10 protein-coding genes and 1 other RNA gene are annotated in these 13,434 nt (G+C 38.1%); 4 read left to right on the top strand and 7 right to left on the bottom strand.

The window, feature by feature from the left end; translation table 11 throughout:
• Positions 1 to 525: 525 nt before the first annotated feature.
• The 7 genes from spxB to gshAB form a co-directional block, all read right to left on the bottom strand.
• Entirely contained in the window at positions 526 to 2,307 is a 1,782-nt protein-coding gene (gene spxB, locus LMF32_RS10610; RefSeq protein WP_188203821.1) for a pyruvate oxidase, read from the bottom strand.
• A 361-nt stretch (positions 2,308 to 2,668) separates the two neighbouring features.
• A complete protein-coding gene (gene mnmA, locus LMF32_RS10605) occupies positions 2,669 to 3,793 on the bottom strand; it encodes a tRNA 2-thiouridine(34) synthase MnmA (protein ID WP_230524712.1) in 1,125 nt (374 codons plus the stop codon).
• 304 nt (positions 3,794 to 4,097) lie between these two features.
• Entirely contained in the window at positions 4,098 to 5,372 is a 1,275-nt protein-coding gene (locus tag LMF32_RS10600; RefSeq protein WP_230523769.1) for a transposase, read from the bottom strand.
• A 283-nt stretch (positions 5,373 to 5,655) separates the two neighbouring features.
• The gene (locus LMF32_RS10595; protein ID WP_188203823.1) at positions 5,656 to 5,991 is read right to left on the bottom strand and encodes a cysteine desulfurase; all 336 of its coding nucleotides are present in this window, start codon (positions 5,989 to 5,991) and stop codon (positions 5,656 to 5,658) included.
• 22 nt (positions 5,992 to 6,013) lie between these two features.
• Positions 6,014 to 7,162, bottom strand: coding sequence for a cysteine desulfurase family protein (locus LMF32_RS10590; protein ID WP_230524711.1), 1,149 nt, complete (start codon positions 7,160 to 7,162; stop codon positions 6,014 to 6,016).
• A gap of 25 nt (positions 7,163 to 7,187) precedes the next feature.
• The gene (locus LMF32_RS10585) at positions 7,188 to 8,306 is read right to left on the bottom strand and encodes a hypothetical protein (RefSeq protein WP_230524710.1); all 1,119 of its coding nucleotides are present in this window, start codon (positions 8,304 to 8,306) and stop codon (positions 7,188 to 7,190) included.
• A 4-nt stretch (positions 8,307 to 8,310) separates the two neighbouring features.
• The gene (gene gshAB / locus LMF32_RS10580; RefSeq protein ID WP_230524709.1) at positions 8,311 to 10,596 is read right to left on the bottom strand and encodes a bifunctional glutamate--cysteine ligase GshA/glutathione synthetase GshB; all 2,286 of its coding nucleotides are present in this window, start codon (positions 10,594 to 10,596) and stop codon (positions 8,311 to 8,313) included.
• 328 nt (positions 10,597 to 10,924) lie between these two features.
• Between gshAB and LMF32_RS10575 the strand changes: the two genes are divergently transcribed.
• From LMF32_RS10575 to LMF32_RS10560, 4 genes are all read left to right on the top strand, one after another.
• Entirely contained in the window at positions 10,925 to 12,175 is a 1,251-nt protein-coding gene (locus LMF32_RS10575) for a replication-associated recombination protein A (protein ID WP_230525114.1), read from the top strand.
• Positions 12,176 to 12,270: 95 nt separating this feature from the next.
• Positions 12,271 to 12,462: non-coding RNA, 6S RNA (ssrS, locus tag LMF32_RS10570), on the top strand.
• 98 nt (positions 12,463 to 12,560) lie between these two features.
• Entirely contained in the window at positions 12,561 to 12,842 is a 282-nt protein-coding gene (locus tag LMF32_RS10565) for a hypothetical protein (RefSeq protein WP_230524708.1), read from the top strand.
• A 117-nt stretch (positions 12,843 to 12,959) separates the two neighbouring features.
• Entirely contained in the window at positions 12,960 to 13,421 is a 462-nt protein-coding gene (locus tag LMF32_RS10560; protein ID WP_092479642.1) for a universal stress protein, read from the top strand.
• Positions 13,422 to 13,434: the final 13 nt, after the last annotated feature.

The following is a 13,434-nucleotide window of genomic DNA, read 5'->3' as shown; positions in this document are numbered from 1 at the left end:
CTCCTATAAACTCGTTATTATTTTTACAGCTATCTGTAAAGTTAATTACTAAACTATCACTTGATTTCATCGTAAGTATACTATTCCTAGTATAACAAAAAAGCGAACAAATGTTTATATTTTTTTCTGTTTCTATTTGTCAAAACAAATTGTACAAAGTTTAGTTCTACAACATTTGAAGTTGATAAGTAGAAACTAATTCTCTTTTTTATTTAATTTTTTTGTAAACTCATTCTTAGGAATTTCAGGAGGAATATGGGGTGGCTTGGAGCCATGAAGAAGGATGCAATGAGAATTACTTAGTGTGCGGCTTCAGCCGTTACACTAAGTTTGAAGCTTGCAAGCCTTGAGACGCTCTTCGGCTCAAGGCGGTCCCATGGCTCTCCCTAAGTCATCCCATATTCCGGAGGAAATTTTTTTACCAAGGGTAGAAGATAAGGCTCATTTTTACCTAACAAAAAAAGGCAAGTCACTTTAAAAGCGACTTGCCTTTTTGATTAAACTATCAGTTGCAGTTTAGAAAAATTATTTAGTTGCGATAGATTCTAGACCTTCAGCTTTTAGGTACTCGCTAAATGGTACTAATTCTTCAGCTTCATATTTTTCTTTGTAAGCTTTGATTTCTTCTTCGCTGTAGAAAGCAGGGTCTAATTTCAATGTTTCTACTGGAATTGGACGATCTTTAGTAATTTTAGCATCGATTACAACAGTTTTACCTTCTTTGTTAGCTTTGATAGCTTCAGCCATTACTTGATCCATGTCTTCGATACGGCTTACTGTGAAACCAACAGCACCTTGTGCTTCACCAATTTTAGCGTAGTCTACATCAGTAAATTCAGTACCGAAAGTGTTTGTGTTTGTATCTTCGTATTTGTTCTTGATGAAACCATACTCAGTGTTAGTGAATACTACGTTGATAACAGGCATGTCGTAACGTACGTTAGTAACAACGTCTTGGTAGTTCATAGAGAACGCACCGTCACCCATTAAGTTAAATACTTGACGTCCAGGGTAAACATTATTAGCTGCAATACCACCTGGAAGTGCGATACCCATTGAAGCAAACAATGGAGAAGTTCTCCACATGTTTTTAGGAGTCATGTGCAAGTGACGGATAGATGTTTGAGTTGAGTTACCAACATCAATTGAGTAGATTGCATCTTCGTCAGCATATTTGTTGATAGCGTTGTATACTTGATAAAGTTGTAAAGCACCAGATTCTTTTGTTTCCAACTTAGTCATGTAGTCACGCCAGTTTTGAACGTTTTTCAAGTTAGCATTCCACCAAGCTGATTCTTCAACAGGAGCTACTTTTTCTAGTAATGAATGAACTGCTTCACCAGCATCACCAAGAATAGCAACATCTGCGTTATGACGTTTACCAAGCATTGTTGGGTTGTTGTCGATTTGGATGAATTTTTCAACGCTTCCGAAAGTATTTTCTACTTCAGCAAACGGGAAGTTTGAACCAACGAAAAGAACTGTATCTGCTTCTCTAACAGCTTCGTTAGCTGGTTTCCAACCAACACGGTAAGTTGAACCAGTTAATCCTTCAAAATCATAGTCGAAAGTTTCAAAGTTTTTACCAGTTGTGATAACTGGAGCTTTTAATTTACGAGATAATTCTTGAACTGCTGGACCATGTCCCATAGTTCCGATACCTGCATAGATAACAGGACGTTTAGCGTTGTTTAATACTTCAACAGCTGCGTCGATATCTGCTTCATTGATTGCAGAAGAAACGTAATCACGGTAGCTGTGACCTGAAGAGTAGAATGCGTCGTTAGCAATTTCGTGGTAACCGAAGTCGCCAGGTACTTCTAATACAGCTACTCCACGTTTAGAGATAGCAGTACGGATTGCGTCGTCGATCAATTTTGGTAATTGTTCAGCGTAAGCAACACGACGGTTGTATACTGCGATATGGTCGAACATTGGGTTTTGGTTTAATTCTTGGAAAGCATCCATGTTTAGTTCTCTTTGAGGACGAGATCCTAAGATAGCTAAAACTGGTGTGTTATCCATAGCTGCATCGTAAAGACCGTTGATTAAGTGAGATGCACCAGGACCACCTGATCCAACACACACACCTAATTTTCCGCCGAATTTCCATTGCATTACAGCTGCCATTGCTCCTACTTCTTCATGTTTTACTTGTAGGAATTTAATATCTGTTTCTTCTTGCTCACCTAAAGCTTCCATTAAAGGAGCTAAAGTTCCTGAAGGAATACCATAAATTGTATCTATTCCCCATCCTGCTAAAACTTTTAGTGAAGCTGTACTAACTTTAGTTTTTCCATGTTCCATTTAAAAAATCCTCCCAGTTTGTTTTCACAAAATAAATGCAACTCTCATTCTAACACTTTTAAATTAAGAATCAAGTATTATCTCTGACAAAATCACATTTTAATAAATAAAACAACAGTTTTTTAACGCAATTAAACTAGCCCATCAAATCCTTAAACGCTGTTTCATTTCTGACAGAAAACTGTTTAAACGTTTTCTTCATTTTTTTTAATTCTATGATTTATCCTGCTTCATCCATTCATTCTTCGGTAAATTTAGTGCTGTTATTAAAAATTCAACCAAGAAAACATTAGCAGGAGAAAACACCGCATAAAGAGAGACCGAAACAAATTTGCTTCAGTCTCTCTTGTTTACTTCGTTATTACACGTAATGCAATTCCTTCACATCACTGTAAGCTTTGTCGATAGTTCCGCCGCCTAGACATTCGTCGCCATTGTAAAAGACAACCGCTTGTCCTGGAGTGATTGCACGTACAGGTTCGTCAAATTCAACTGTTGCGCTGGTTCCGTCTTCGTTCATATGAACAGTTACGCCTGTATCAGGTTGGCGATAACGGAATTTAGCCGTACATTTGAATGTACTTGGTGTTTCATCATTTAGTGTAAAGCGAATGTCAGATGCGTCCAAATGAGTCGCATACAACCATTCGTGGTGGTAGCCTTGTCCAACATATAACGTGTTGGATTTAAGATCTTTACCAATCACGAACCATGGATCATTGGTTTTTCCGCCTCCGCCAATACCCAAACCTTGACGTTGACCGATCGTATAGTACATTAAACCATCATGTTGTCCTTTGATTTCGCCATCAACCGTCACCATATTTCCAGGTTGTGCCGGCAAGTATTCCATCAAGAATTTTTTGAAGTCGCGTTCGCCGATAAAGCAAACTCCTGTAGAGTCTTTTTTCTTAGCAGTCGCTAATCCTGCTTCTTCTGCGATACGGCGCACTTCTGATTTTTCCATGCCGCCTAGTGGGAACATAACTCTAGATAATTGTTCTTGAGACAATTGGTTCAAGAAGTAAGTTTGGTCTTTATTGTTGTCTACTCCACGCAGCATATGTGTCACGCCATTTTCATCGCGTTCTACACGTGCATAGTGCCCAGTGGCTACATAATCTGCGCCTAAGTCGGTCGCGTAATCTAAGAAGGCTTTGAATTTGATTTCTTTGTTGCACATTACATCAGGATTTGGTGTACGGCCTTTTTTGTATTCTTCTAAGAAATACGTAAAGACTTTATTCCAATATTGTTTCTCGAAGTTAACGGAATAATAAGGAATTCCGATCTGATTTGCTACAAGAGCTACGTCGTTGTAATCTTCAGTTGCGGTACATACACCGAATTCATCTGTGTCGTCCCAGTTTTTCATGAAAATCCCTACAACGTCATACCCTTGCTCTTTTAATAAATGAGCTGTTACCGACGAGTCCACGCCGCCGCTCATTCCTACAACAACACGAATTTTGCTGTTGTCTGTCATGTTATCACCATCATTTCAAATAGATTCTGAAATCTTAACGATTTGAAGGTCGTATTTTTCCAGTCTGTTCTATTATACTAACATTTAATAAGAATGCAAGGTTTGGTTTTGAAGAATAAATTACGTTGTACCATTTTTTGTGAAAATAACTAGCATAGAAATAAGCCATAGGCTTCATTATTTGTAAAATAGCGAAAAGTAGTCAGTTCATTCCATGGTTTGTGTAAAAAAAGCGTCTGTTTTTTAACTCTGCTTTTATTTTTGCGCACGCCAAATAAGCTATCCCTTCTAATTTTTTAAAAAATTAAGCTACCCAAGCAGTTAGATGAGCTAGATGGTTTTTACTGATCTTATCTTTCGCAAAGGCTAACATAATGAGAAAAGTCATTGTCACAAAAAGATTCAGTTTCTTTTTTCCTCGTATCGTATGATTCTCAAATAGGTAATCTCGATCGATTCGTCCATTTACTCGCTCAATAGAGGTTCGCTTTTTGTAGATTCGTTTGAACTTAAAACTATCCCTAGCGACTTTGTTAAATATACGTCTGTCTTCTTCACATTTTATTCTGAAAAGCCGGTTATCCTGATATTGAGGTTTAAATCCATAACGTAAAGAATCTGTTTTCTTATCATATCCCTTATACGCTAGCTTTATCTCATTTCCTTTTCCATCGACATAGGAAACCGCTCCGTTATACGTATAAATCAAATCTGTATCTCGATATTGTTTGGTTAGCGTATCTTTATCCCACTGGTTTTTAATATCAATAATAGGGATTATTTCTTTAGATTCAATGAGACTTAATAATGGAGCTCCATCATATCCTCTGTCAGCTAGAAGATAGTCACACTGTTTCGCTTGTGAGGTAGAAAAATGTTTGATCAGTCTTTTTGCGACCGTCGGTTCGCCTTCAGATGCTTTAGTCACTTCGTAGGCTACAGGCAATTCATAATTTGCATCAACGATTAAATGAAGTCGATAACCAAACCATGTTTTCTTCTTTGTTATCTTCTCGCCATTGGCTGTCGTAGTGGTATATTGTTTTAGTGTGAAATCTGCTTCAGTATCTCTTCTGCCATCATATTCTACTTTTTTATTTGGTTTTGTAGCATAAGAAGGGATAATTTTTCCATCTAAAGCTAAAGTTTGCCCAAATCCATCCAGTGTTTCATATAAATTAGTGACCAATTCAGTAAACATCTCATCTAATAGGTGTTGATGGAGCAGTAACTTTTTTAAAAATCGAGAAAAAGCAGCTTCTGTGGGAGCTAGTTGAACCCTATACTTTCCTTTTTGTGAGCGCGAAAAATGAGGTTGAAATCCGCATAGTTCTCTGAGTTGGCTATTCCGCTTCAACTCTCGAATCAAAGAAGCGACAGAGCGATGTTGAAAGACAAAGCTAGCTACGAAAGCACGCCACATGGTATGAACTGGATAATCATTTCTGCCCTTTCCGCGTTCTTCTTCTAATGCAGTTAACAGGTTTTCATCCGGTAATGCAGTTAATACATCATTCAACTTTTCTAAATCGCCTAATTCATGGTTTTCAAATAATGATAATTGTGTTATTCTATTCATGGAAAAAGTGACCTCCTTATATGAGTCTGATAACCATATTTTACTACTGTTTCAGTAGTTTGAGGCACTTTTTCTCTTATCTTTTTTAGTTAGTCGCAAAATATCAAAAATGATAAATCGCCAATAAGAAAATGCTGATACAGCAGTCTTTCTTATTGACGATTTTTATTTTAACCACATTTACAGCCCTAGAGCCCCATGGGCTCGCCAACAACGTGATTTATTCTTGAAAACAAAGCACACAAAAAGAGGTGTCCAACGTTGGACACCTCTTTTATCTTCATTAAACTTTCTCTAAAATGCCGCTTTCTACAAACTCCATTAAAATATAACCGGCACGCTCTTGTGCTTCTGTAAAAGCGTCTCCTTTATACAAGTTCACCGTACGCAGTCCATTAGCCGTTACTGCAGATAATTTAAACGTTTTTAAATCGCTGGAAACGCTCATTTTCAACTTCGGACTTTTTGCAGTACCGATTTCTAAATCACGACTGAATTGAAAATTGCCGTTTTTCAGCTGTTCGAAACCATTATCTCTTAGTGTATATTTTTTTACATTAGGGCTCATTTTATAACTGTCTGATGAACCGTCTAATTGATCTTTTTCTAAAAACGCCATTTGCCTACCGCCTTTATTTAAGTTATTTTTTTAATCGTGCGATGCTTTTGGTCAACTCTTCAATAAAAATATCCAACTGTTCTTCTGTCGTGCCTAAACCAAAACTGACACGAATCGACTGGCTGATGCGCGGGCTGTCTTCACCGTACATTGCAATCAATACATGGCTAGGATCGATATTTCCTGCTGTACAAGCTGAACCAGCCGACACGGCTATGCCGACTAAATCCAGGCTGACTAACAACTGTTCTGAATGGACGCCTTTGATCCATAAGTTTAGAATATGAGCTAAACGGTGGTCAGGAGACCCATTTAATTCATACTCAACTCCATGAGCTTCCAATTGATTCAAGAAGTACGCTCTTAGAGCTTCATGTTGCATTTTACGTTCTTCTCTATTGGCCTGCATGATTTCTACGGCTTTTTTAAATCCGGCGATTCCAGGAATATTTTCTGTTCCTGCACGTCTTTTCTGCTCTTGTTCACCGCCTAACATAAAACTAGGCAAATGAATCTTTTCATTGATGTATAAAAATCCGATACCTTTAGGACCGTTGATTTTGTGAGCCGATACAGAAAGTAAATCAATGTGGTCGCGTTTTACATCAATATCTTCTGTTCCATAAGCTTGTACTACATCAGTATGAAAATAGGCTGCAGTTTCGCTTTCGTGGATGATCTCTCCAATTCTTGCAATGTCCATCAATGTACCTACTTCATTATTGCCATACATGATAGAAACTAAAATAGTATCTGGACGTAAAGCCTGTTGCACATCTTCAGGATTTACTCGTCCTGTTTCATCAACGGGTAAATAAGTGACTTCAAATCCCAATGCTTCCAAATGTTCCATCGGGCGAATGACTGCATGGTGTTCTACCATAGTCGTAATAAGGTGTTTTCCTTCGTGTTGACGTGAAATAGCTGTTTCCATAATAGCGGTATTGTCGCCTTCCGTCCCACCGCTCGTCACGATAACTTCCATCGGTTTAGCACCGATGCTCTTAGCAAAAACCATTCTTGATTGATCCAATATTCTTCTGCTGTCGCGTCCGAATCCATGAATACTTGAGGCGTTTCCGAAGTGTTTGTTCATCATTTCGTACGTTACTTCGGCCACTTCAGGATGAACTGGGCTCGTAGCTGCATGATCTAAATAAATTTTTTCCATGTTATCCTCTCATTCATTTGTTTTTTTATTCCAAAATTGTATCACTCTTTGATTCGTTGAACAATAGCCCTTCTTTTCTCTCACTAACGCTTTTTTCCAACCACCGCAATAGTATTTCTTCTGTTTTTATTTGAGGATCCAGCACATCTGTCTGGATCAATTTCAAGCCTTCTTCTACAAATGTTAAAGCTTTTTTCGAGTCCACTTCAACAAAAAGGAAGTAAGCAGCCAGCACTCTTTTAATCGTGACAAACTCTCGGTCTTTGAAAGCTTGTATTTCTGCATCTTGAAACAGTTCTTTTGCTTCTGTTGCACGCTGTTGAATACTTAAACAAAACAACTTTTCAGCTTTCAACATGATTTTATCATAATTAGTCAGCTTATCGACCGCTTCATATTGCTGTTCTAAAATCTCAAAAGCTGAATCAAATCTAAACTCAGACAGCTCTTTATAATAACTAAGGCGCATGACATAAACTGTATAAGGGTCTTCCAGAGGAATCGATACTGAACGCTCAAAAGATTCTAACGGCAATTGAGTTAGTGCTTTCCCATTAAACAAGTAATAAATGGTCCATAATTGATGATACATCATTTTTCGGTATTCCTTTTTTTGGCGGCCTTTTTTCAATACTGCTCCATCGTTCAGTTCTCTAGGAACGCCATTTGAAAGGAGGAAGAATACAGCTATTGCTGAAAAGATTAAGACAGGTATCATTGGCAAAACGGATAACTGGTACAACACCACAGCTATGACTAAAGCTGCAGCATTGAATATCAATCCTCCGCTCATATACAATTGATACGGATAATTTTCAGGATCCCATTTTTCATTCGGGACCATCAAGGCTTGTCCTAAAGCTGCATTCTGTTTTTGCTTTTTAAGCACTATACGACCATTTACTTTGATGATCGACCAACTAAAAATACGGTACGACAGAAAAGTATATCCAGTGAGCAGTCCAAAAACAAGGTGCCCTAATTCATGCACTACCATATGAAGAAGAAAAGAAAGGACGATGTACAGTAATAGCAGACTGAAGAAATAAGGCTGTATATCTACATCAATGAACAAAATGAGAGTCTCTGCTGCAAGAAGCAGGAGTAGAGGCCAGCAGATATTCCATATATCCTTAGCTTTCACAGCTTCACTCCCTTTTAATTGTTTTTGACAGTTCAGTAAACAGCATAATCAAGATTTCTTTTGTCAAACGGCGATTCTTTCCTTTATATACATAAGCATGCATGTGCATAGCCGGGTTAAAATTGGCTTCGATGACAGTGTAACCAGGATTCTGGATAGTACTTGGTTGTGTCAGATCCGGAATGATCAAATCAATTCCTGTTACATTTGCTTCAATCGCTTCTGCCATTTTTACAGCAAGCTCTTTATAGCTGTCGTGCATCTCATCTGTTACGTCGATCGAATCTCCGCCGGTACTGATGTTGGAGTTTTCTCTTAAATAAACGACCGTTCCTTTTTCAGGAATGCTCTCTGTGGAATAGCCTTGTTCTTTCAACATCAATTGTTCTATCTCACCAAGGACGATTTTTTCTAAAGGAGCTCTATGGTGAGTTCCCCGTAAAGGATCTTGATTCTTTTCATCTACTAATTCTTTGACTGTTGCTGCTCCATTGCCAATGACATTGGCTGGCGTTCTTAAAAGAACAGCAGGAACATGATCATTTACAACAAAAAAGCGGTATTCTGTACCAGCTATATATTCTTCTACCAATACAGAGGAATCCTCTTTGAAAGCAATTTTTACAGCTTGATTGAAATCTTCATGTGTAGGACCATTTTTAAAAATGGAGATTCCTATTCCATAATTGGTCGACTTGGGCTTAACCACGATAGCTTTATGTTGGTAGCGCCAAAAATCATTTTGCGCTTCTTCAACTGTTTGGTATTCTCCGCCGCCTGGTACATGGAACCCATTTTCAGCCAGGATTTTTTTAGTGACCGTTTTATTCGCCATAATCAAAGAAGAAATATACGTATCCTTAGATGTCATGTTTCCATTTTTTACGTATTCTACATGATTGCCATAGCTCAATTTAACAAATTGGTCATGCTCATCGATCACGTCTACTGTGATGCCTGTTTGCAAAGCATCATGGATCAATAATTGAGTAGACATTTCTAAAGAAGTAAACCCTCTTAGTTGATACGGTTTTTCCATAGCTTCTTGTTTGTATTGTTGAGCTAGTTTCATCCCAAAAGCGATGTAGTCCCCTTCTGCTTCTATCCCATCCATAATTTGAGCAGATAAAGTCTTTTCAGGGTGCTCGAACAACTCTTTAGCCCATGCTACAGCTGCTTCAGCTTTTTCATATCCTGAGTGAACAGCCATTTGCTGCATTTCATCTAATAGAGCCAGTCCTTCTTCTTTAAACTGTGAAACTTCTTTAGGATGTTCTACAGACGTCAAATGATTTTTTTCATCACCGGTTTTAGAGGTTACGGCTGTAGTCTCTTCATCCAACCAAATCATCAAATAACAGAACATCTTCACGAAAACAAGATCTTGTTCTGTGATGCTGAAAGAAGTGAACGGATTTAAATCAAAGTTGCGCAATTCAACATAGGCAATCCCTTTATTGAGCATATCTTTGACTTGTTTCGTACCACGTAGACGAATCGGAGAATAGAACTCCCGCTCTTCTGATAATGCCCCTGAAGAAACTAACGTTTGGATACTCTCTACATAAGCTTCTAATGATTCGTAAGAAACGATGACTTCTTCATCATTCGTATACCCTAGATGACTATTACGCAAACTGCGTGCATAGTGTTCTGGGACAGCTACATCTGATGGATAAAAGTTTTCCATCACAGTCGGCGAAGCGCCGAATAAGTAACTTAACATCCAACGGTAACGCAAGAAATTTCGAGCCAGCTTCATATAAACAGCAGACTGAAAGTCTTCTTTTGACGTGATATCTGTTTGGTTTTCATATAAAGCATTTAAAATAGCTGTATCAAATTCAAAATTGATATGGATACCGCTTTGCATTTGTTTTTTCTTACCGTAAACTTTTGCTAAATATTCTCGGTATGCCACATCTGCACGTTTTTCCAATCGTGCGATCGGGATATCCTTTTCCTCAGGCAAGCTCCCTGGCATACTAAGCGGCCAGATCCATTCTTCATCATTCATCGAATGATACGTCACATCATGCAAAGCCGGCAGCCATTGGTTAATGCTTTTAGCTCCAGTCAACGGCGGTGTGATCAGCTCTAATTGAACATCGCTGAAGTCTGTTTGAATATAGGGATGAAAGCTTCTGCTTCCAAGTGTAGTCGGGTGTGGCGTTGTTGCTAGTGTTCCATCTTTCTTAACTCGTAAACCTTCTTTTTCAATACCGATTACAGAACTGTTCCATATTGGTTTGATTGAGTGGTCTTTCATCATTTGTTTGATTGTTTGCATTATGTGTTGACACTACCTTCCTGAACAACTTCTCTTGATTACTTATTTTAAGTGAGAAATTTTGTTTGTCAAAACTATTATCGCAAAGTTCCTAAAAAAAAGCGACCCAATTTGATTTCTCTTTTGGGCTATCTTCATATATTTATTTCTTTTTAATGTAGTTTTTAGTGAATGACCATTTTTCGTTTGATGTATCGCCTAAATTACTGCCTGAAGTGAACAAACGTTTGCGATAAAATAGAAACTCTTTATTATACATGATATACTAAATAAAAGTTTTTCTGCGAGGAGAGAATTCACATTGACGAATAAACCACTGGCCTTTAGAATGCGTCCTACTCATATTGATGAGATTGTCGGACAAAGTCATTTAGTAGGCGAAGGAAAAATCATTAAACGAATGGTAGATGCCAGAATGTTGTCTTCCATGATTTTATATGGGCCGCCAGGAATTGGTAAAACTAGTATTGCCAGTGCCATAGCGGGATCCACTAAATATGCTTTTCGCATGTTGAACGCTGCTACAGATTCAAAAAAAGACCTGCAAATCGTTGCAGAAGAAGCTAAAATGAGCGGCTCAGTAATTTTAATGCTGGATGAAGTACACCGCTTGGATAAACCAAAACAAGATTTTTTACTTCCTCATTTAGAAAATGGACGAATCATTTTGATTGGAGCGACGACGGAAAATCCGTATATTGCCATCAACCCTGCTGTTAGAAGTCGAGCACAGATTTTCGAGTTGAAACCTCTCTCTATTGAAGAAATCAAAATGGCCATGGAACGTGCACTAAAAGATTCTGCCAATGGCCTAGGAGAATATCAAGTGAACATTGACGAACCGGCTCTATTGCATTTTGCTCGAGCAACGAACGGTGATCTAAGAAGTGCTTTAAACAGTTTAGAGTTAGCGGTTAAATCAACGCAACCTGATTCTGAAGGTGTGATTCATATTCCTCTTGAAGTCGCCGAGGAATGCGTACAAAGGAAAGCTTTGACACACGACAAAGATGGAGATGCTCATTATGACGTGATCTCAGCGTTGCAAAAATCGGTTCGAGGAAGTGACGTTAATGCCGCATTGCATTATTTAGGGCGTTTAATCGAAGCTGGAGACTTGCCGATTATAGCCAGACGGTTAATGGTGATTGCCTATGAAGACATTGGATTAGCGAATCCAGGAGCCTGTTCCAGAACAGTCACAGCGATTCAAGCTGCAGAACGCATCGGGTTTCCAGAGGCTAGAATACCTTTAGCCAACATTGTGATCGATTTGTGCTTATCCCCTAAATCCAATTCTAGTATTTCAGCTATTGATGCTGCCATAAGCGATATACGTAATGGAAAAAGCGGTGATGTGCCTGACCACTTGAAAGATTCTCATTACAGCGGAGCCAGCAAGTTAGGACGAGGTGTAGATTACAAGTATCCGCACAGTTATCCTGGTGCTTGGGTAGATCAGCAATACTTGCCTGATAAACTCAAAAACGCACGTTACTTCGATCCGAATCATACCGGAAAATATGAAGATGTTTTGGCTGCTCAATACGATGCTATAAATAAGAAAAAGAAAAAATAGCGTAAACGCTCTCTTTATTATCTGTACAACGTTTCTCTTCAAAGCGTGAGAATATTTGATTGACAATTAAAGAACCCCATGCTACTATAAGGATAAGAATTCTGAGGTATGCGCGATGTCCTAAAATGTGTTGACCGAACATTTTTAATAAAACATTGGGATCCAAACTGAATCAAACGGATAACAAGCCTTTTCACTTGGAAGTTAGATGCTTGACAGTGGAGCCCACCTGCTAGATTGCGGGTTCAATACTACTTGGACGCATAAACGGTACCATCGGAATTTTACATACAATTTCAATTTAAAAAGCCATCCTTTTTGGGATGGCTTTTTTTTATGGTGTATAATAAGGATAGTAAATGAGTCATTATTAGGAGGAATTTATATGTTATTATCTATTTTATTTGTTATCTTTGCGGTTCTATTGCTTTATACATCTTATTTTTTCTTGACTATGAAAGCTCAGGTTTTTCTCTATTATAAGAGCAGTGACGCCAGCGAAAAAACGAAGCCGATTTTTACGGGTTTTGGGATTGGTTTTCTATTGTGCGGGCTATTTTCCCTCTATCTCGCTTTCTTCTATACGATCATCCAAGCATTTGTCTTTTTAGGTATTGTGATGGTTCTTATCCTTTCTTTCTTGATTTATTTGAACAAAAGCATGTAAGAAAGAATTTAAGCCAATGCCCTTCTTTTGAAAACGATATCGTTTCTCTATGAAAATAAAAAAATATACGTTACAATAGAAGTAAGTAAAGGATAGATAAAGAATGGAGTGGTAGGTATGTTGCAAGAATATAATCGTATTTTAGTCGCTATAGATGGTTCTAAAGAAGCAGAATCAGCTTTTAAAAAAGCTGTTCAAGTAGCTGTACGTAATAAGGCCTCATTATTGATTGCCAATGTTATTGATACAAAGGCTTTCCAAAGCATTTCCACTTTTGATGGGTCAATGGCTGATAAAGCTAGTCTGCAAGCTAGAAATACGCTAGAAGAATATGTTCGATATGCTAAAAACCACCGTGTCGAGGACGTTAGTTACGTCATTGAATACGGTTCTCCAAAAGTTCTGATCTCAAAACAAATTCCTGAAGAACATAATGTTCATTTGATTATGTTGGGGGCAACTGGTTTAAGCGCAGTAGAAAGAATTTTTATCGGTTCTGTTTCTGAATACGTTATCCGACATGCTGCTTGTGACGTATTGATTGTTCGTACAGACTTAGAAAACAAACCGACAGATTGATTATATTAGTAAA

Source organism: Desemzia sp. C1 (assembly GCF_020882875.1).
Lineage (GTDB): Bacteria > Bacillota > Bacilli > Lactobacillales > Carnobacteriaceae > Desemzia > Desemzia incerta.
This window is presented reverse-complemented; position numbering and strand designations above follow the sequence as displayed.